This is a genomic window from Pseudoroseomonas sp. WGS1072 (assembly GCF_049340465.1).
Lineage (GTDB): Bacteria > Pseudomonadota > Alphaproteobacteria > Acetobacterales > Acetobacteraceae > Pseudoroseomonas.
In genome coordinates this window covers 3,388,534-3,407,325 of sequence record NZ_JBMPSU010000001.1, presented here as the reverse complement: position 1 = coordinate 3,407,325, position 18,792 = coordinate 3,388,534, and the positions used below count along the sequence as shown (strand labels likewise).

The 18,792-nt window shown below is 69.8% G+C and carries 15 protein-coding genes, 2 tRNA genes and 1 pseudogene; 4 read left to right on the top strand and 14 right to left on the bottom strand.

Annotation, left to right across the window (positions count from 1 at the left end; all coding sequences use genetic code 11):
- Positions 1-43 precede the first annotated feature (43 nt).
- The 7 genes from ACF3NH_RS15985 to dusB all read right to left on the bottom strand — a co-directional run bounded on the left by ACF3NH_RS15985 (position 44) and on the right by dusB (position 9,007).
- Complete coding sequence (locus ACF3NH_RS15985) at positions 44-715, bottom strand: HAD family hydrolase (RefSeq protein WP_422924099.1); 672 nt, start codon at positions 713-715, stop codon at positions 44-46.
- Positions 712-1,584, bottom strand: coding sequence for a D-amino-acid transaminase (locus ACF3NH_RS15980; protein ID WP_422924097.1), 873 nt, complete (start codon positions 1,582-1,584; stop codon positions 712-714). Before ACF3NH_RS15980 ends, ACF3NH_RS15985 begins: the two co-directional genes overlap by 4 nt.
- A 75-nt stretch (positions 1,585-1,659) precedes the next feature.
- The gene (gene ntrX / locus ACF3NH_RS15975) at positions 1,660-3,060 is read right to left on the bottom strand and encodes a nitrogen assimilation response regulator NtrX (protein ID WP_198364949.1); all 1,401 of its coding nucleotides are present in this window, start codon (positions 3,058-3,060) and stop codon (positions 1,660-1,662) included.
- Positions 3,050-5,350 (bottom strand): sensor histidine kinase NtrY-like, encoded by a 2,301-nt coding sequence (locus tag ACF3NH_RS15970; protein ID WP_198364950.1) that lies wholly within the window; start codon positions 5,348-5,350, stop codon positions 3,050-3,052. Before ACF3NH_RS15970 ends, ntrX begins: the two co-directional genes overlap by 11 nt.
- Entirely contained in the window at positions 5,350-6,789 is a 1,440-nt protein-coding gene (gene ntrC / locus ACF3NH_RS15965) for a nitrogen regulation protein NR(I) (RefSeq protein WP_422924094.1), read from the bottom strand. Before ntrC ends, ACF3NH_RS15970 begins: the two co-directional genes overlap by 1 nt.
- Complete coding sequence (locus ACF3NH_RS15960) at positions 6,786-7,931, bottom strand: two-component system sensor histidine kinase NtrB (RefSeq protein ID WP_422924092.1); 1,146 nt, start codon at positions 7,929-7,931, stop codon at positions 6,786-6,788. The genes ntrC and ACF3NH_RS15960 overlap by 4 nt, the downstream gene beginning before the upstream one ends.
- Positions 7,928-9,007 carry a tRNA dihydrouridine synthase DusB gene (gene dusB, locus ACF3NH_RS15955; RefSeq protein WP_422924090.1) on the bottom strand — a complete coding sequence of 360 codons (1,080 nt, stop codon included), beginning with the start codon at positions 9,005-9,007 and terminating at the stop codon, positions 7,928-7,930. The genes ACF3NH_RS15960 and dusB overlap by 4 nt, the downstream gene beginning before the upstream one ends.
- Positions 9,008-9,161: 154 nt before the next feature.
- Between dusB and ACF3NH_RS15950 the strand changes: the two genes are divergently transcribed.
- Positions 9,162-10,307: a bifunctional 2-C-methyl-D-erythritol 4-phosphate cytidylyltransferase/2-C-methyl-D-erythritol 2,4-cyclodiphosphate synthase gene (locus ACF3NH_RS15950; protein WP_422924088.1), complete on the top strand. Its 1,146-nt coding sequence runs from the start codon at positions 9,162-9,164 to the stop codon at positions 10,305-10,307.
- Between the two features lie 29 nt (positions 10,308-10,336).
- Here ACF3NH_RS15950 and trpS read toward each other — a convergent pair whose 3' ends face one another.
- On the bottom strand, positions 10,337-11,341 hold the full coding sequence (trpS, locus tag ACF3NH_RS15945; protein WP_422924821.1) for a tryptophan--tRNA ligase: 1,005 nt from the start codon (positions 11,339-11,341) through the stop codon (positions 10,337-10,339).
- An 86-nt stretch (positions 11,342-11,427) separates the two neighbouring features.
- Between trpS and panC the strand changes: the two genes are divergently transcribed.
- The 3 genes and pseudogenes from panC to ACF3NH_RS15930 form a co-directional block, all read left to right on the top strand.
- Positions 11,428-12,339: a pantoate--beta-alanine ligase gene (panC, locus tag ACF3NH_RS15940; RefSeq protein WP_232476828.1), complete on the top strand. Its 912-nt coding sequence runs from the start codon at positions 11,428-11,430 to the stop codon at positions 12,337-12,339.
- Between the two features lie 60 nt (positions 12,340-12,399).
- Positions 12,400-14,589, top strand: a complete 2,190-nt coding sequence (locus ACF3NH_RS15935) for a VTT domain-containing protein (RefSeq protein ID WP_422924086.1) — start codon at positions 12,400-12,402, stop codon at positions 14,587-14,589.
- Positions 14,586-15,224, top strand: a pseudogene (locus ACF3NH_RS15930) (endonuclease/exonuclease/phosphatase family protein); the annotation flags it as partial. The gene ACF3NH_RS15935 and the pseudogene ACF3NH_RS15930, both read left to right, overlap by 4 nt.
- Positions 15,225-15,303: 79 nt before the next feature.
- Here the strand turns inward: ACF3NH_RS15930 and ACF3NH_RS15925 are convergent.
- The 6 genes from ACF3NH_RS15925 to tatB all read right to left on the bottom strand — a co-directional run bounded on the left by ACF3NH_RS15925 (position 15,304) and on the right by tatB (position 18,534).
- Positions 15,304-15,380 (bottom strand) — tRNA-Arg (locus ACF3NH_RS15925).
- A 24-nt stretch (positions 15,381-15,404) separates the two neighbouring features.
- Positions 15,405-15,728: an NADH dehydrogenase ubiquinone Fe-S protein 4 gene (locus ACF3NH_RS15920; protein WP_198364956.1), complete on the bottom strand. Its 324-nt coding sequence runs from the start codon at positions 15,726-15,728 to the stop codon at positions 15,405-15,407.
- 45 nt (positions 15,729-15,773) lie between these two features.
- Positions 15,774-15,847, bottom strand: a tRNA-Pro gene (locus ACF3NH_RS15915).
- A 43-nt stretch (positions 15,848-15,890) separates the two neighbouring features.
- On the bottom strand, positions 15,891-17,159 hold the full coding sequence (gene serS, locus ACF3NH_RS15910; RefSeq protein WP_422924083.1) for a serine--tRNA ligase: 1,269 nt from the start codon (positions 17,157-17,159) through the stop codon (positions 15,891-15,893).
- A gap of 9 nt (positions 17,160-17,168) precedes the next feature.
- Positions 17,169-17,957 carry a twin-arginine translocase subunit TatC gene (tatC, locus tag ACF3NH_RS15905; protein ID WP_422924081.1) on the bottom strand — a complete coding sequence of 263 codons (789 nt, stop codon included), beginning with the start codon at positions 17,955-17,957 and terminating at the stop codon, positions 17,169-17,171.
- 10 nt (positions 17,958-17,967) lie between these two features.
- The gene (gene tatB / locus ACF3NH_RS15900; RefSeq protein ID WP_422924079.1) at positions 17,968-18,534 is read right to left on the bottom strand and encodes a Sec-independent protein translocase protein TatB; all 567 of its coding nucleotides are present in this window, start codon (positions 18,532-18,534) and stop codon (positions 17,968-17,970) included.
- Positions 18,535-18,792 lie beyond the last annotated feature (258 nt).

Here is an 18,792-nt window from a genome sequence, read left to right as displayed (position 1 = left end):
CGACGCCCCGGCAGGCAGGTTGCCTGCCGGTTCGCGGGCAAGATCAGGCAAGTGGGGGGGGTTTGGCAAGGCCGCGCAGATGGCGGGCCAGGATATGCCCATCCGCGAAGGCGGCGTCCGGGGCCAGCGCCGCCACGCCGCCATCATGCGCGGCATCTCCAATCAGGATGGCGGTACAGCCCGCGGCACGCGCCGCCTCCATGTCCACGCCGGTATCGCCCACGAACCAGACCGCCGGACCCGGCGCGACGCCCAGCTGGCGCAGGGCCATGAAAATGGGCGCCGGATGAGGCTTGTCCGCTTCCGCGTCGCCGGCGCCGACCAGGGCGGCGAAGAACCCGCTCCAGCCGAGATGGCCCGCCTCGGCCCGCAGGATCGGCCCCTGCTTGTTGGACACGACGCCGAGCGGCCAGGGCCGCGCCGCCCGGAGCGCGGCCTCCGTGCCAGCCAGCGGCGTCACTAATTCGAGATGGCGGGCGCGCACCTCCGCGTAGAAGGCGTCACGGGCCCTTTCCCATTCGGCGCCGAAGATCGCCGGAAAGGCGTCACGCAGGGAGAGGCGGGCGCGGGCGCGCACCTCCTCCAGGCTCCACTCCGGCATGCCGAAGGCCCGCAGCGCCGCGTTCATTCCGGCCTGCACCCCTCTCCAGGCGTCGACCAGCGTGTTGTCCCAGTCCCACAGGATGGCGGCGGGTGGCGGAAGATGGGCGCTCAAGCGGCGTTCTTCAGGGCGCCCGTCACGTGACGGGAGAAGATGTCGAACAACCGCCGGGTCACCGGCCCCGGAGCGCCGTCGCCCACCGGCCGTCCGTCGATCCGCAGGATGGGCTTCACGAAGGAGGTGGCGGAGGTGATGAAGGCCTCCTGGGCCCGTGCCAGATCCTCCAGCGTGAACGGCGTCTCGTCATAGGAAATCGCCGCCTGGCGCAGCTCGGCCATCAATGCGCCGCGGGTGCAGCCCGGCAGGATGTCGTGCGAGAGGGGGCGGGTCCGGATGCGGCCGGCCTCATCGACGATCCAGAAGGTGGTCGCCGCCCCTTCGGTCACGAGGCCGCTCTCCTCCTCGTAGAGGATGGCCTCGATGGCGCCCTGCTCGCGGGCCGCCTGGCGCGCCAGGACGTTCGGCAACAGGTTCAGGCTCTTGATGTCGCGCCGCGCCCAGCGAAGATCGGGCAGGGTGATGGCGTCGCCGCCCCAGCCGTCGATGCTGCGCGGATAGGGCTTGATCCGCTTGACGGTCACCACCAGGGCGGGCGGGACCGGCTCGGCGGGGAACGGATGGTCGCGCCGGGCCACGCCCCTCGTCACCTGCATGTAGAGGAGACCCTCGGTCACCCGGTTCCTGCGCGCCACTTCCAGCAGGACATGGGACAGCGCCTGCCGGGACAACGGCATGGGGAGGCGGATTTCCCGCAGAGAGCGCTCGAGCCGGTCAAGGTGGCGGTCCTCGTCGACGAAGCGCCCGCCATAGAGGTGCACGACCTCGTAGATACCGTCCCCGAACTGGTAGCCGCGATCCTCGACGTTCACGCTGGCATGGCGCTGTGGGACATAGCGGCCATTGACATAGGCGATACGGGACATGCCCAAGGCTCTTCCTGATGATGGAGCGAGATGAACGGCATGGCCACGGCCGGCCGGCCATGGCCGGGTGGAGGGTTAGACCTGTGGCGCCCGGTCCTCGGCCTGCACCCCCAGGAACTTCAGCTTGCGGTGCAGAGCGCTGCGCTCCATGCCGACAAAATTGGCCGTGCGGCTGATATTGCCGCCGAAGCGGAGCAGCTGCGCCTCCAGATACTGCTTCTCGAACAATTCCCTCGCCTCGCGCAGCGGCAGCGTCATGATCTCGCTCGAACGGTCGAGCTTCAGCGCCGCCGGGGCCGCGGAGCCCACCTCGGGCGGCAGCATCTCGGGCCGGATCGGCTCTCCCGGCCCGCCCGGCGCCATGATCAGCAGCCAGTCGACGAGGTTGCGAAGCTGGCGGACATTCCCCGGCCAGTCATAGGCCTGCATGGTGGCCAGCACATCCTCGGACAACTCGCGCGCGGGAACGCCCGAGGTTTCGGCGGAGCGGGCCATGAAATGGCGGGCCAGGATCGGCACATCCTCCCGGCGCTCCCGCAGAGCCGGGACGCGCAGCGGAACCACGGCCAGGCGGTAGAAGAGATCCTCGCGGAAGCGGCCGGCCGCGATCTCGGCCGAGAGATCGCGATTGGTCGTGGTCAGGACCCGGACATCGACCTTCACCCGGGTCGCGCCGCCCACTCGCTCGAAACCCTGCTCCTGCAACGCGCGGACGATCTTGCCCTGGGTCTCCAGGGGCATGTCGGCCACCTCGTCCAGCAGCAGCGTCCCGCCATGCGCCCGTTCCAGAACGCCCGCCCGGCGCGGCGAGGCCTGGGCGTCCGCGCCGGCCTCGACGCCGAAAAGCTCCTCCTCGAACCGCGCCGGGTTGAGGGTGGCACAGTTGAGCGCGACGAAGGGCTCGGAGTTCCGGCGCGATCGCGCATGGATCATCCGTGCCGCGATCTCCTTGCCGGCCCCGGCCGGCCCCGAGATCAGGACCCGGCTCCCCGTGGGCGCCACGCGCTCGATGGCGGCCCGCAACTGGACAACCTGGGAGGAAGCGCCGAGCAGTTCGGTCTCCACCCCGGCGCGCAGCTTGAGCTCGCTGACCTCGCGCTTCAACCGCGCCGCTTCCAGGGCGCGCTCGACGATCAGGATGAGGCGGTCCGACTTGAACGGCTTCTCGATGAAGTCATAGGCGCCCTGCTGGATCGCCTGGACGGCCGTCTCGATGGTCCCATGGCCGGAGATCATCACCACCGGCACCTGGGGCTCCTCCCTCTGCATGGCCTCCAGGATACCGAGGCCGTCGAGGCGGGAGTTCTGCAGCCAGATGTCCAGAATGACGAGATTGGGCCGCCGGGCGCGGAACGCCGCCAGGGCAGTGTCGGAATTCTGTGCGGCGCGGGTCTCGTAGCCTTCGTCCGAGAGGATGCCCTCGATCAGCGCGCGAATGTCCGGTTCGTCATCGACGATCAGGATGTCATGCGCCATGTCGTTGCATCTCCGTGCTTCTCCCCCCGGTGTCCGCGGCGGCGGTCACGTGGCCGCGCAGCGGCAGCATCAGTGCCGCGCGGGTTCCGGACGCGCCGCCCTCCCCTGTTGCCGCCCGCTCGGTCAGCACCAGCCTACCGCCGTGGTCCTCCATGATCTTCTTGACAATGGCAAGACCAAGGCCGGTCCCTTTCGGCTTGTGGGTCACATACGGTTCTGTGAGCCGCTCCCGTTCCTCGCCTTGCGGCAGGCCTACTCCATTGTCCTCCACCGCCAGGGTGACCCAGTCCTCGCCCGGCTCGACCGAGAGCCGGATGTACCCCGGCGAGGCCGTCCCGCCCTCGGCCTCCTCGGCCTGCCGGCGCATGACCACCGCGTCCGCCGCATTGGCCAGGAGGTTGGTGAGGGCCTGGCCAATAAGCCTGCGGTCGCAGGGCACGCGCGGCGCCTGGGCTGGGATGTCCGTCCGATAGGCGATGTCCGGATGCGCGTTCTGCTGCAGGATCAGCGCCTCGCGCGCCACCTGATCCATGGGCTCGGGGCGGATCACGGGTTGCGGCATGCGGGCGAAGGCGGAGAACTCGTCCACCATGCGCCCGATGTCGCCGACCTGCCGGACGATGGTGTCGGTGCAGGCCGTGAAGGTTTCCGGATCGGACTGGATCTCCTTCAGATAGCGACGCTTGAGCCGTTCGGCGGAAAGCTGGATGGGCGTCAGCGGATTCTTGATCTCATGGGCGATCCGGCGCGCGACATCGGCCCAGGCCGCCTTGCGCTGTGCCGAGAGAAGCTCGGAGATGTCGTCGAAGGTCAGCACGAAGCCCACGACCTGGCCGCGCTGGGTCTCCGCCCCGATCCGGGCCAGCAGCGTGCGGCGGTCGCTATGCGGCCCGATGCGGATCTCGCTGGTCCGCGTGCGGTCCGGCGTGGTCAGCGCGGGTTCCAGGAAGCTCGCGAATTCGGGGACGACGTCGGAAAGGCGGCGCCCCAGCTCGGCGTCCAGATCGATGCCAAGCAGTTCGCTGGCACGTCGGTTCGGCAGGTTCACGCGGCCTTCGGAATCGAGACCCACCACGCCCGCCGAGACGCCGGACAGGACGGTTTCGGTGAAGCGCCGCCGCTCGTCGATCTGTCGATAGGCCTCGAGCAGCTCGCTGCGCTGCGCGGCAAGCTGATTGGTCATGCGATTGAAGGCACGGGAGAGCGTGCCGACCTCGTCATCCCCCTCGCCCTCCGTGACGCGAACCCCGAGGTCGCCGCCCCGGACCCTGTCGGCCGCGACGATCAGCCGGGACAGCGGCCGCGCGATCTGATTGGCGATCACCAGGCCGATGAGCACGGCCGCCATCAGGACCAGCAGCGCGGCGATGGCGAAGATCATCACGAAGGTGATCTGCAGGCCCGACCGGTTCCGGTCGAGCTGGTCGTACTGCTGGAAGGCAAGCTCGGTCCGCTGCATGTGCTCGATCACGCCGGGATCGACGGGACGGCCGATCAGCAGCATCAGCCCGGGGCCGATATCGAGCTCCACCAGCGCCCGGACCCGCCCTTCCTCGGATTCGCCCGGCAGCACCGCCACCTCGCCGCTGCGGGCGAGTTCCATGGCCCAGGCCGGCAGCGGATCGAGCACCAGGCTCGTGGTCAGCCCGGCATGGGAGATGACCCGGTTGAGGGTGGGCTCGAAGACCACCGAATCCGTCAGCCCACGCAGCGCCGTGTGGGTCGCCAGGATCTGCGCGAAGGCATACTGGTTCTCATCCAGCAGCCGGCCGGCGCGGTTCAGGTCCGCGGCCATGGCCAGGGCATCGGCGCGGATCGTGTTGCGATGCTCGTCCAGATAGGCGCGGGAGGCGACGAGACTGGCCTCCAGCGTGCTGCGGACGCGATCGCTGAACCAGTTCTGGATGCCGAGGTTGAAGAACACCGCGGCGAAGATGGCGACCAGCAGGGCCGGCACGACGGCCACGACGCTGAACAGCATCACCAGCCGCACATGCAGGCGCGAGCCGGCCGAGCCGCGCCGGCGTTCGGCCCAGACCCGGACCAGCCGGACGATCAGCGAGACGGCCAGGAGCAGCAGGAAGACGGCATTGACCAGCACCATGGCCACGATCTGGCCCGGGCTGGTCGGTCCGAAGGGGCTGCCGCCCGACAGCAGGGTGAAGGTGCCGATGCCGAGGAGCAGGGCACCCACCGCCAGACACAGGGTGATGCCCCGCCCGAGAAGCAGATCGACCAGGCGACGCCCGAGGGAGGGCGGCTCGGCGCCTGGCGGGACGCTGCCCTGCATCACGACAGGCCGCGCACCACCGGCAGGTCGAGTTCGCGGATCTTCTTCCGCAGCGTGTTCCTGTTCAGGCCCAGCATGGCCGCCGCCTTGATCTGATTGCCGCGCGTCGCCGCCAGCGCCAGCCGCAGTAGCGGGCGCTCCACCTCGGCCAGGACACGCTCGTAAAGGTCGCGCACCGGCAGGCCATCCTTCTGCGCCGCGACGAAGCTGGACAGATGCCGCTCGACCGCCTGCTCCAGCGTCTCCGGCGAGCGCGCCTCCGGCGAGGCGATGGGCTCGGCCTCGAGAAGCTCGGCGTTCACCGCGTCGGCGCCGATGATCTCCTGCGGATACAGGGCCGCCAGACGGCGCATCAGATTCTCCAGCTCGCGCGCATTGCCGGGCCAGGAGTGCTGTCGCAGCCGGTCGAGGGCATCGGGATCCAGCTGCTTGCCGGGAAGCCCGGAGGCCTTCGCGCGATCGAGGAAATGCCGCGCCAGGAGCGGAATGTCCTCGATGCGCTCGCGCAGCGGCGGCAGGCGGATGGGCACGACGTTCAGGCGGTAGAACAGATCCTCGCGGAAGAGGCCCTGACGGATCGCCTGTCGGAGGTCGCGATGGGTGGCCGCGACGATCCGCACATTCGCCTTGATCGGATTGCGGCCGCCGACGGTGGTGAACTCGCCTTCCTGCAGCACGCGCAGCAGGCGGGTCTGCGCCTCGGGTGGCATGTCGCCGATCTCGTCCAGGAACAGCGTGCCGCCGGCCGCCTGCTCGAAACGGCCGACGCCGCGCGCCAGCGCGCCGGTGAACGCGCCCCGCTCGTGGCCGAACAATTCGCTCTCGATCAGCTCCCGCGGGATAGCCGCCATGTTGATCGCGACGAAGGGGCCGGTGCGGCGGCGGCCGTAATCGTGCAGGGCGCGCGCAACCAGCTCCTTGCCGGTGCCGCTCTCGCCGGTGATCATCACCGTGAGATCCGTCGTCGTCAGGCGCGCGACCGTGCGGTAGATTTCCTGCATGGCCGGCGAGCGGCCGATCAGGGGCAGCCGCTCGCCGCCGTCCTCCTCGTCCTCCGCGACCACGGCCGCGGGCGCCGTCAGGGCGCGCGCGACGACCGCTAGCAGTTCCTTCAGGTCGAATGGCTTCGGCAGGTACTCGAAGGCGCCGCGTTGCGCGGCTTTCAGGGCCGTCATGAAGGTGGACTGGGCCGACATCACCACGACGCGCAGGTCCGGCCTGACGCGCTTGATCCGCGGAACCAGGTCGAGCCCGTTCTCGTCGGGCATCACGACGTCGGTGATCACCAGATCGCCGCCGCCCTCCTCCACCCAGCGCCACAGCGTCGAGGCCGATGAGGTCGCACGCACCGTGTAGCCGGCACGGCCGAGCGCCTGGGAGAGCACGGTGCGGATGGCGCGGTCGTCATCGGCCACCAGGATGGTGCGGGTATCGGTCATGCGTCCTGGGTCTTGCGGGAAGAGGTGGGCTCGTTCTGCGCCACGGGAAGCGAGAGACGGAAGGTGGTGCGGCCGGGGCGGCTCTCGCATTCGATCAGGCCGCTCTGGTCGGCGACGAGCTTGGCCACGAGCGCCAGCCCCAGCCCCTGCCCGCCGCGCTTGGTGGTGACGAAGGGCTCCCAGAGGGTGGATGCCACTTCCTCGGGTATGCCGGACCCGTTGTCGCGGACGCAGACCTGGATCGGCACATGCACCCGTTCGCGCGAGCCGGGGATGGCGATGCGAACGCCGTGATGATAGGCCGTGGACAGGTGGATCTCGCCAAACCTGGGATCGACCGCCTCGGCGGCGTTCTTGACGAGATTCAGCAGGATCTGCACCAGAAAGTCGCGATTGCCCAGGACCGGCGGCAGGGAGGGATCATAATCCTCCACGATCCGCAGGTGACTGGCGAAGCCCCGCCCCGCGATGCGGCGGACATGGTCCAGAACCTCGTGGATGTTCAGAGGGGCCCGTTCGATGGGCCGCTCGGAGAACATCTCCATGCGCTCGACAAGGTTGCGGATGCGATCGGCCTCATCCTGGATGAGGGTGCAGAGTTCCCGGTCCGCCTCGGTCGCCGACTGCTCCAGGAGCTGTGCGGCGCCCCGGATACCGGAAAGCGGATTCTTCACCTCGTGCGCCAGCATCGCGGCCATGGCGGAAGCGCCACGCGCCGCGCCGCGAAAGTTCAACTGCCGGTCCAGTCTCTGCGCCTTGCTGCCGTCCTGCAGCGAGAGCACCACCGATCCCACCATTTCCGGCAGCGGCGCGCCATGAGCCGCCACGCCCCGCCGATGCAGGCGCGGGCTGTCCAGCGTCAGGTCGTGATCCGAGACCGGAGCATCCAGCGCGCGAACCTGCGCGACAAGCGCGAGAAGGCGGCTGTCCTGCGGGATCAGGTCGCCCAGGGCAAGCTGGCGCAGGCTGCCCAGCGAGAGCTGGAAGAACTGCTCGGCCGCCGGATTGGCGAAGCAGAAACGATCCGCCGCATCGAGCACGATGATCGGAATGGGCACGGCGGAGAGCAAGGCGGTGGTATCCGGCAGGGGCGGTGCGCTGGCGGCGCTGGGCGCGCGCCGGGGCAGGAGGGTGCGGTTCATGCCGCCATCGCGTCCGCGTCCTGGTCCCGGAAGGCCTCCCGCACCGCTTCGACGCCCTGCTCGATCAGGGGCTCGTAGAAGGCGCGCAGGAGGCTCTCCGCGGCTTCAGGCGTCTCCGCCCGGTTCACCCGCACGCGGAACTCGGCCGAGCCCGGCAGCCCCTTGGAGTACCAGGCGAGATGCTTCCGGGCCAGGCGGACGCCGGGCTGCGTGCCGTGATGCTCGAGCATGCTGCGGTAGTGACGCAGCAGGATCTCGAACTGCGCGCGCAGGTCCGGCTCCGGCAGGCGCTCCCCGGTGGTGAGGTAGGCGGCGACCTGCGGCAGCAACCAGGGGCGGCCGTAGCAGCCACGGCCGATCATCACCCCGTCGGCCCCGGACTGCCTCAGCGCCTCGGCCGCGTCCTCGGGCGTCAGGATGTCGCCATTGACAATGACGGGAAGGCCGACGGCCTCCTTGACCTGCGCGACAAAGGCCCAGTCGGCGGTGCCGGTGTAGAACATCTGACGTGTGCGGCCATGGACCGTCACCATCCGGATGCCGCATTCCTCGGCGATCCGCGCCAGTCGCGGCGCGTTGAGGCTGCTGTGGTCCCAGCCCATGCGCATCTTGAGCGTCACCGGGACCGAGACGGCGCGGACCACCCCTTCCAGGATGCGCGCGGCGTGGATCTCGTCCCGCATCAGCGCGCTGCCCGCCTGCTGGCCCAGCGCCACCTTCTTCACCGGGCAGCCGAAATTGATATCGATGATGGCGGCGCCACGATCGGCGGCGAGGCGCGCCGCCTCCCCCATCACCACCGGGTCGCAGCCGGCGAGCTGCACGCTGGCGGGGCCGCCGAAGCCGTCCACCTCGGCCATCTTCAGGGTCTGGCGGTTCTCACGCACCATGGCCTGGCTGGCGATCATCTCGCTGACCACCATCGGTGCCTGCAACTCGCGGCAGAGTCTGCGGAAAGGCAGATCGGTGACGCCGGACATCGGAGCCAGGATCACCGGGGCGTCGATCTGGATCGGCCCAACGGTGATCGGCCGCAGCAGGGGCACGGCGGTGGAGGGCTGGGGAACGATGCTCATGATTTGAGCAATCTAAACGTCGAGCGGGCATTCGTCCATGCACTACCGCACAGTTGCAGGGCAACGTCGCGCCGGTCGCATTGCCGCGGGTGGTCCGTGCCTCTCCCTGGACCTCTCCCTGGGCGGCCGACTGCGGACGGGCTAGGCTGCGGCCATGAATGTGGTCGCACTTCTCATGGCTGCCGGTCAAGGCAGCCGCTTCGGGGCCGCGCTGCCCAAGCAGTTCTTGCCCCTGCTCGGGCGGCCGGTGATCCGCCATGCCGCCGAGGCCCTGCTGGCCGAGGGGCTGGTCACCCGCCTGCTGCCGGTTGTCGGCAGGGGCGAGGCGGAACGGGTGGCGACGCTCCTGTCCGGCCTGCCTGTCCTGCCGCCGGTGGAGGGCGGAGCCACGCGCCAGGCCAGCGTCCGCGCCGGGATGGAGGCCCTGGCGGCCGACCCGCCGGATGCCGTCCTGATCCATGACGCCGCCCGGCCCATGGTGCCGCCGGGCTGCATCGCGGCCTTGCTGGAGGCGCTGTCCCGGGCGCCGGGAGCCATTCCGGCCATGCCCGTCAGCGACACGCTGAAGGCGGGCCAGGATGGGTGGATCCTGCGCACCGTCCCCCGGGCGGGACTCTACCGTGCCCAGACCCCGCAGGCCTTCCGGTTCGGCGCCCTGCTGGATGCCCATCGCGCCGCGGGGCAGGAGGCGACGGATGACGCCGCGTTGCTGGAGGCGGTCGGCCTGCCTGTCGTGCTCTCGCCCGGATCGGAGACCAATATCAAAGTGACCTACCCAGAGGACCTGGCCCGCCTGGAGGCGCAGCACCTCCCCCGCTTCCTGCCCGCCATGGGAACCGGCTTCGACGTCCATCGCCTGGTCGAGGGGCGGCCGCTGATCCTGTGCGGCGTGAGGATTCCGCATCCGCTGGGGCTGGATGGCCATTCGGACGCCGATGTCGGGCTGCATGCCCTGTGCGATGCCGTGTATGGCGCCCTGGCCGAAGGCGACATCGGCCGGCACTTCCCCCCCTCCGAGGCGGCCTGGAAGGATGCCGACAGCACCGCCTTCCTGCGCCATGCCGCCGGGCGGGTCGCCGCCCGTGGCGGCATCCTGACCCATGCCGATGTGACGCTGATCTGCGAGCGGCCGAAGATCGCCCCGCATGCCGAGGCCATGCGAGCGCGGCTGGCGGACCTGCTGGGGGTCGCCATCGGCCGCGTCTCCGTCAAGGCCACCACAACCGAGAGGCTCGGCTTCACCGGGCGCGGCGAGGGCATCGCCGCGCAGGCCGCCGCGACGCTGCTCCTGCCGGCCTGAGGCGACCCCCGTTCGCGGCGGGCCGGTGTCTATTTCCGGCGCGGCAGAAAGCCGATCAGCTCCTCGGCCCTGTCGACGATCGGCTCCGCTATGGCCGCGGCCCGCTCGGCCCCGCGCCGCAGCGCCGCGTCCACCGCGCCGGGGTCGGCCAGGAGGCGCTGCATCTCGGCCTGGATCGGCCCCAGATGCGCCACCAGCGCATCGGTCAGCACGCCCTTGAAGGTGCCGAAGCCCTGCCCTTCGTGGTCGCGAAGCACATCCGCCGGCTCGCGCCCCGTGACCGCCGCCAGGATGCCGACCAGGTTGCGGGCCTCCGGCCGGCCTTCCAGCGCCGACGGGTCGGCGGGGAGCGGCTCCGGGTCCGTCTTCGCCCGACGGATCTTCAGGGCAATGGTCTCGGCGTCATCGGTCAGGTTGATGCGCGACTGGTCCGAGGGGTCCGACTTGCTCATCTTGCGGGTCCCGTCGCGCAGCGACATGACGCGGGCCGCGACGCCCTGGATCATGGGCTGGATGGTCGGGAAGAAGTCCGCCCCGTAGTCGTGGTTGAACTTCTGGCCGATGTCATTGGCCAGCTCGAGATGCTGCTTCTGGTCATCGCCCACCGGCACCAGCGTGGCGTGATAGGCGTGGATATCGGCCGCCATCAGGTTGGGATAGACGTAGAGGCCGCTGCCGGCATTCTCGCGGTCCTTGCCGGCCTTGTCCTTGAACTGGGTCATCCGGTTCAGCCAGCCGATGCGGGACACGCAGTTGAAGATCCAGGCCAGGCGGGTATGGGCGTGCACGTGGCTCTGCACGAAGAGCACGCATCTCTCCGGATCGACGCCGCAGGCGATCAGCGCCGCCGCCATGTCACGGGTCTTGGCCGCCAGGTCCCGCGGGTCGAAGGGCTGGGTGATGGCGTGCTGGTCGACGACGCAGAAGATGCACTCATGCCCGGCGATCATCGGAGGCCAGTTGCGGATGGCGCCCAGGTAGTTGCCGAGGGTGGGAATGCCGGAAGGCTGGATTCCGGAGAACACGCGCTGCATCGTCACACCTCTTTCCTGTCCGGGCGGCTCGCGGGTGATCCCGCGCGGCGCCGCCGCCGTCAAGCATGCGCCAGGGTCCGGCTTGCATGACCGGCGGTTCCGGGGCACCGAAGGGGCGGAAAGCGGAGGATCGTCAGGACATGCGGGTGGTGCGGGATCTCGTCGGATTGCGGGATGTGGTGGATGCCTGGCGCGCCGAGGGGCGGCGCGTCGGCCTGGTGCCGACCATGGGGGCGCTGCATGCGGGGCATCTGGCCCTGCTGGACAGGGCCCGTTCCCTGGCCGAGAGGGCGGTCGTCTCCATCTTCGTCAATCCCCTGCAGTTCGGCCCGAACGAGGATCTCAGCCGCTACCCGCGGGATGAGGCCGGAGACCTCGCCAAGCTGGAGGCCTCCGGATGCGACCTGGCCTGGCTGCCAACCCCCGAGGTCATGTATCCGCCTGGCGCGGCCACCACCATCGAGCCTGAAGGAGCGGCGCTGGGCTGGGAGGGTGCGGCCCGGCCCGGCCATTTCCGCGGCGTGGCGACGGTCTGCACCAAGCTCTTCATGATGAGCCGCGCCGACGTCGCGGTGTTCGGCGAGAAGGACTGGCAGCAGCTGCAGGTCGTTCGGCAGGCGGTGCGGGACCTGCATCTGCCGGTGCGGATCGAGGGACTGCCGACGGTGCGGGATCACGACGGGCTGGCCCTGTCCTCCCGCAACCAGAGGCTCAGCCCCTCCGAGCGGGCGAAGGCGGCGGTACTGCCGGCCATCCTCACCGCGGTTTCCGGACGGATCACGGGCGGCGCGCCGCCGGAGGAGGCCGTGGCCTGGGGACACGCCGGGCTGGAGGAGCAGGGTTTCATCCCGGACTACCTCGCCCTTGTCGAACCGGACACGCTGCACCCCTGGCCGGCGGGCCAGGCCGGGGAGGCCCGCCTGCTGGCGGCGGCGCGGCTCGGGGATGTCCGGCTGCTCGACAACCTCCCGGTCAAGGTGCCCTCGTCCGCCGGTTGAAGCCTTTTCCGGCATGTTGCGTTGCGCTGGAGGATAACGGGGCCGAAGGACAGACATGCCGTGACGGAGCCAGCGGGACATCCTTCCCAGGCCGATACACCCTCGCTGCTGCGCCCGGACGAGACGGTCTGGCGCATCGGCGAGGCCGGCCGGGCCAGCCTGCTGGTTGATGCGGCGGCCTATTATGGCGCCTTGCGCTCCGCCATGCGGCAGGCACGGCACAGCATCCGGGTCGCCGGCTGGGACATCGACAGCCGCACACCGCTCGTCGGCCCCTCGGGGGAGCCCGATGACGGCTTGCCGGCGCATCTCGGACCCTTCCTGACGGCCCTGGTGACCCGCCGGCCGGAGCTGCGCGTCAAGTTGCTGCTGTGGGACTACTCGGTGCTCTACGCGATGGAGCGGGAGCTGCTCCCCGCCCTGGCCCTGCATTGGAACACCCCCTCCCAGGTGGAACTCTGCCTGGATGACCAGGCGGCCTTCGGCGCCTCACAGCATCAGAAAGTGGTCGTCATCGATGGTCGGGTCGCCTTCGCCGGCGGGCTCGACCTGACGATCCGGCGATGGGACACGCCCGAGCACACGCCGCATAACCCCCATCGGGTGGATCCCCGTGGCGAGCCTTACCCGCCCTTCCATGACCTGCAGATGGTGGTGGATGGCGCGGTGGCGCGGGATCTGGCCGATCTGTTCCGTCAGCGCTGGGCTGCCTCCGCCTGCGAGGATCTGTCGCCCCTGCCCGCCGATGACGCGGCGCTGCTGCCATGGCCGGAGGCTCTCACGCCGGATTTCAGGGGCGTACGCATGGGCATCGCCCTCACCGAGGGGGGCTATGCCGGGGGAACCGCCTCGCAGGTCGAGCGCCTCTTCGAAGCCATGATCGGAACCGCCGAGCGGGCGCTTTATATCGAGAACCAGTTCCTGACCCATCTCGGCTTGGCACGCCGGCTGGCCGCCCGGCTGCGGGAGAGGCCGGAGCTGGAGGTGGTCATCCTTGGGCCCAGGACGCATCACACCTGGCTGGAACACAGGACCATGCAGGTGGGGCGGATCCGTTTCATGGAGACGCTGCGCCAGGCGGGCGTGGCCGATCGGGTCCGCCTGCTCCATCCCCGCGTCGAGGGGCGGATGGGCGGCGGCGCGGACATCATGGTGCATTCCAAGCTGATGATCGTGGACGACCGGCTGCTCCGGGTCGGTTCCGCCAATCTCTGCCACCGCTCCATGGGTACGGACAGCGAATGCGACCTGGTCATCGAGGCCCGCACCGCGAACGAGCGTCAGGCGATCGAGGCGGCGCGCGCCCGTCTCCTGAGCGAGCATCTCGGCGCCGCGCCCGCGGCCGTGGCCGAGGCGATCCGGCGCCATGGCCTGTTCGGCGCGCTGGACAGCCTGGGGTCCGGCCGGCGCCGCCTGCTGCCGATCGAGGATGGCCCGCTGCGCGAGGGGGAGAGCCTTTCCCAGATCGAGGCCGTGGCGGACCCGCCCCGCCCGCTCGGCGCCGATACGCTGCTGGCCGATTTCTCCCGGCCCGGCGAGATCCAGGGACGTCGCTCGCTCTGGTTCCGGATCGCCCTGGCCGCGGCACCCGTGCTCCTGCTGGGGCTGGCCTGGCGCTACACGCCGCTCTCAGGTTACCTCAATCCCGAGACCTTCAGCGCCTCCATGCAGAGCGCGAGCGGCGCATGGGGGCCTGCCATCGCGCTGGGCCTGTTCCTGTTCCTGGGGCTGATCGCCTTTCCGGTGAACGTTCTGATCGTGGCGACGGCGGCCGCCTTCGGGCTCTGGCCCGGCCTCGCCTATGCGGCGATCGGCGCCATGTTCAGCGCCCTGCTGACCTACCTGATCGGCCGGTGGCTGGGCCCTGGCACGCTGCGTCGTGTCTTCGGGCCCCGCATCAACCGTGTCAGCCAGGGCATCGCCAGGAACGGTATCCTTGCCGTCACCCTGGTGCGGCTCATGCCGGTGGCTCCCTTCACGCTGGTGAACCTGGTGGCGGGCGCCATGCGGATCCGTCTGCTGGACTACACGGTGGGCACGGCCCTTGGGCTGGCGCCGGGACTGATCCTGATGACCGCCCTGGGCGATCGCCTGCTCCGGATTCTGACCGACCCTTCCTGGCGCGACCTCCTCGGCTTTGCGCTCGTGCTGCTGGCCTGGGGCGGCCTGTCCTATGGGCTGCAGATCGTCATCGGCTGGCTGCGCCGCCGCGTGGCGGGGAAGTCGGCCGGGGCGGGAAGCCCGGCATGACCTTCCGCGCCATGACCTGGAACATCCACTCGGCGATCGGACCGGACGGGCGCTACGACCTTGGCCGCGTCATCCGGCGTATCCAGGCCCACCAACCGGATCTGCTGGCCCTACAGGAGGTCGAGAGCCGCGGGCGGGGCGAACGTCCCTCGCCCTTCGAGGAACTACGCGCCTTCTTCGAGGGCCATGCGCTCGCGGCGGAGACCATGACGGCGCATGACGGAGCCTATGGCCACATGCTGCTCAGCCGCTGGCCGATGCGCCGCGAGCGCCTCGTGGATCTGTCCCTCACCGGACGCGAGCCCCGCATCGCCATCTCGGCCCTGGTGGACGCGCCGCGCGGTCCTCTGCACGTGATCGCGGTGCATCTCGGGCTGAAGGCCTGGGAGCGTCGGGAGCAGGCGGTCAGGCTGGCCGATCTGATCCGCGGCAGCAGGGAGCCCGTGCTGGTCATGGGAGACCTGAACGACTGGGCCTGGCGGGGTCCGGTCTGGCGCCGTCTGGCGCCCCTGCTGCCCGGCCGCACGGCGGTCCGGACCTTCCCGGCCCGGCTGCCACTGCTGCGCCTGGACAGAATCCTCTGCCGGCCCGCCGCGATGCTGGGGAGAAGCTGGCGCGACATCCGCGCCGCCACGGCCTCCGACCATCTGCCCGTCATCGCCGAGATCATTCAGCCGCCGCAGGCTGGCGAGGGCGATGATCGCGGGCAGGTTCTGGCGCGCCCTGAGGGACTCGAACCCCCAACCAACCGGGTAGAAGCCGGTTGCTCTGTCCAGTTGAGCTAAGGGCGCCGGGTGGCCATCAGGCCGGCCGTCTCAGTGGGTCCAGTTCTCAGCGCGCCCGTAGCGGAAATTGTCCGCGTAGGACTTCGGCTTGATCGCCGGCTTGGGCGCCTCGGGCTCGACCTCGTAACGCAGTCCATTGGCGCGGGCGAAGGCTTCGGCCGCCTCGCGGGACGCGAAGCTCAGGCGCAACTGGCTCCGCATATCGCCCGACCCGTACCAGCCGGTCAGGCGGTCGATCTGACGGGCCTCGCCGGGCGCGAACTGCAGGATCCAGCGGCCGGTGCGGGCCTTGCCGGATTGCATGGCCGAGCGCGGCTGGTTGTAGATCCGGGCGATGACAGTGTCTTGGCTCATGACGCTCTGGCCTCCGCAGGGGCGGGATGCCGCCGGAAGTGGGTATCGGGGCGAGAGGATTCGAACCTCCGGCCCTCTGCTCCCAAAGCAGATGCGCTACCAGGCTGCGCTACGCCCCGATCGAGGCGCAAACTATGGGCTGCCTCGCCGGACGGCAAGCCTTCATCCGAGCCGCGACAGGCCGCCCATCCAGGGCGCGAGCACCTCGGGAATGGCCACGCTGCCATCCGCCTGCTGATGCGTCTCCAGCACGGCGATCAGGGCCCGCCCCACCGCCACGCCGGAGCCGTTCAGGGTGTGCGGGAAAGCCGTTCCCTTGCCTTCCTTCGGCCGGAAGCGGGCGTTCATCCGGCGCGCCTGGAAGTCGCGGCAGTTCGAGCAGGAGGAGATCTCCCGCCACGCCCCCTGCCCCGGCAGCCAGACCTCGAGATCGTAAGTCCTGGCCGAGGCGAATCCCGTATCGCCGGAGCAGAGCAGCACGCGCCGCCAGACCAGGCCCAGCTCCGTCAGCACTCTCTCGGCGCAGCGCGTCATGCGCTCGTGCTCGTCGGCGGATTGGTCCGGCGTGGTGATCGACACCATCTCCGCCTTGGTGAACTGGTGCTGGCGCAGCATGCCCCGTGTGTCGCGTCCCGCGCTTCCCGCCTCGGAGCGGAAACAGGGGGACAGGGCCGCGAAGCGCAGCGGCAGACTGTCCTCCGCCAGGATCTCGCCGGCGATCAGGTTGGTGAGCGGCACCTCGGCCGTCGGGATGAGCCAGCGGCCGTCCTCGGTGCGGAACAGGTCCTCCCGGAACTTCGGGAGCTGCCCGGTGCCGTACATGGTGGCATCGTTCACCAGCAGCGGCACGGCGGCTTCCTCGTAGCCATGCTCGCCGGTGTGCAGGGCGATCATATACTGGCCGAGCGCACGCTCGAGCCGCGCCAGGGCGCCGCGCAGCACGGTGAAGCGGGCGCCGGCCAGCTTCGCGGCCCCCGCGAAATCCATGAGGCCCAGCGCTTCGCCGATCTCGAAGTGCTGGCGCGCCGGAAAGTCGAGCACCGGGGGCGTGCCGTGCTGGTGCAGCACGACGTTGTCGGCCTCGTCCCTTCCCTCGGGCACCTCGGCGTCCAGGATGTTCGGCAGCGCCTCCAGCAGGGCGACCTGCCGCTGATCGGCCGCCTTGGCCTCGGCCTCCAGGGACTCCATGCGGCCGCGTAGCGTGGCGCCCTCCGCCTCGAGGGCCGAGGATTCCTGCCCGGCGCGCCTTGCCTGGCCGATCTCCTTCGAGATCTGGTTGCGGCGCGCCTGGAGCTCCTGGGCGGCGGTCTGGGCGGCGCGGCGGGCGGCGTCCTGCTCCAGGATGCTGCCGGCCATTTCCGGCAGGCCACGGCGCGCCAGCGCGGCGTCGAAGGCCGCCGGATCGGCGCGGACGATGCGGATGTCATGCATGGCGAATACTCAGCTCTGGTCCTCATCGCGCCGGGGCGCGACCCATCCCGCGGCCAGGACCGACAGTTCGTAAAGGGCGATGAGCGGCACGGCGAGGCCGATCTGGCTGATGATGTCCGGCGGCGTGATGACCGCGGCGACCACGAACATGCCGACGATGGCGTAGCGCCGTCCCCGCTTCAGCCCGGCCTGCGTGACGATGCCCACCTTGGCCATCAGTGTCAGCGCGACGGGCAGCTGGAACGCGGCGCCGAAAGCCAGGATCATGTGCATGACCAGGCTGAGGTACTCGCTGACCTTGGCTTCCAGCTGCACCGGCAAGGAGCCGGCGCCGGGCGGCGTCTCGAAGGAGATGAAGAACTTCCAGGCCAACGGAAAGATGAAGTAGTAGGCCAGCGCCGCGCCCAGGACGAAAAGCACCGGGGAGGCGAGCAGGAAGGGCATGATGGCCCGCTTCTCGCTGCGGTAGAGGCCCGGCGCGATGAACAGCCAGAGCTGCGTCGCCCACATCGGAAAGCTGAGGAAGGTGGCGCCGAAGAAGGCCACCTTCAGATAGGTGAAGAAGGCCTCGTACAGGGCGGTGAAGATCATCCGCCGCTCGCTGCCGCTCTGCTGCTGCAAGATGTCGGCCAGGGGGCGGGCGAGGAAGCCGTAGATCTGCGTGGAGAAGTAGTAGCAGACCGCGAAGGCGATGATGAAAGCGCCAATCGACCATAGCAGGCGTGTGCGCAGTTCGAGCAGATGCTCGATCAGCGGCATCGGCTTGTCGTCGATAATGTCGTCCTGGTCTCGGGCCACGGAGGGGTACTCAGACGCTCGGTGTTGCGGGCGGGGGGGCGGCCTTGCCGGCCGAGACGGCGGAGCGTTCCTCAGGCGGCGGCTCGGCGCCGGCAGGGGGCTCGGGCCTGGACTCCGGCTGGGGCTCCGGCCGTGCCGGCGCGGAGGCCTCCGCGACGGAGGGCGGCACGAAGGCGGGCGGTGCGGGCGGGACCTTGGAGGTTTCGGCCGCCGAAGTCTCCTGGAGCGGGGCCTTGGCGCCCGTCGCCTCCGCCGGGCCGGATGTTTCCGGCTTCCAGGCGTTCTTCAGAGGATCTTCGGTGAAGGTCTTACGGATCGAGCCGTCCTCGTCCAGGCTCCGCTCGATCGTGCTCTTCAGGTCGAAATTGCGGATGTCGCGGATCTGGTCGCGGACGTCCTCGAGCTTCGCCTCGCGCACCAGTTCGTCAGCATGGGTCTGGAACTCCGCGGCCATGCGCCGAAGCTTCTGCACCCCTTTGGCGACATTGCGGATGGCCTCGGGAAGGTCCTTGGGCCCGATGACCACTACAGCCACCACGGCGATCAGGGCCAGCTCGGACCAGGCTAAATCGAACATGTGATTCCCATCTCCCCCATATCGGGGGCCGTCCCCGTTAGCAGGAACCGGGGGCAGCGCCAATCCGGCGGCCCATCTTCCCGCCGCCAACCCGTCTTATCTAGAGGATGCGAGCGGAAAGGCGAAGGCACGCCCGGGCTCGATCGACACGTCCGGGCGATCCCGGAGTCGAGCCGCTGACTGGGGAGGAGGCCGGGAACCTGGCACCGAAACGGTTCGCCCCGAACAGATACAATTCGTCAGGCGCGCGGAGCCGCT

What these genes read in the sequence shown, in the direction of transcription:
- ACF3NH_RS15980 (WP_422924097.1), bottom strand. Translation starts at nt 1,584, where the DNA reads ATGTCCCGTATCGCCTATGTCAATGGCCGCTATGTCCCACAGCGCCAT.
- ntrX (WP_198364949.1), bottom strand. Translation starts at nt 3,060, where the DNA reads ATGGCGCATGACATCCTGATCGTCGATGACGAACCGGACATTCGCGCG.
- ACF3NH_RS15970 (WP_198364950.1), bottom strand. Translation starts at nt 5,350, where the DNA reads ATGCAGGGCAGCGTCCCGCCAGGCGCCGAGCCGCCCTCCCTCGGGCGT.
- ntrC (WP_422924094.1), bottom strand. Translation starts at nt 6,789, where the DNA reads ATGACCGATACCCGCACCATCCTGGTGGCCGATGACGACCGCGCCATC.
- ACF3NH_RS15960 (WP_422924092.1), bottom strand. Translation starts at nt 7,931, where the DNA reads ATGAACCGCACCCTCCTGCCCCGGCGCGCGCCCAGCGCCGCCAGCGCA.
- dusB (WP_422924090.1), bottom strand. Translation starts at nt 9,007, where the DNA reads ATGAGCATCGTTCCCCAGCCCTCCACCGCCGTGCCCCTGCTGCGGCCG.
- ACF3NH_RS15950 (WP_422924088.1), top strand. Translation starts at nt 9,162, where the DNA reads ATGAATGTGGTCGCACTTCTCATGGCTGCCGGTCAAGGCAGCCGCTTC.
- trpS (WP_422924821.1), bottom strand. Translation starts at nt 11,341, where the DNA reads ATGCAGCGCGTGTTCTCCGGAATCCAGCCTTCCGGCATTCCCACCCTC.
- panC (WP_232476828.1), top strand. Translation starts at nt 11,428, where the DNA reads ATGACCGGCGGTTCCGGGGCACCGAAGGGGCGGAAAGCGGAGGATCGT.
- ACF3NH_RS15920 (WP_198364956.1), bottom strand. Translation starts at nt 15,728, where the DNA reads ATGAGCCAAGACACTGTCATCGCCCGGATCTACAACCAGCCGCGCTCG.
- serS (WP_422924083.1), bottom strand. Translation starts at nt 17,159, where the DNA reads ATGCATGACATCCGCATCGTCCGCGCCGATCCGGCGGCCTTCGACGCC.
- tatB (WP_422924079.1), bottom strand. Translation starts at nt 18,534, where the DNA reads ATGTTCGATTTAGCCTGGTCCGAGCTGGCCCTGATCGCCGTGGTGGCT.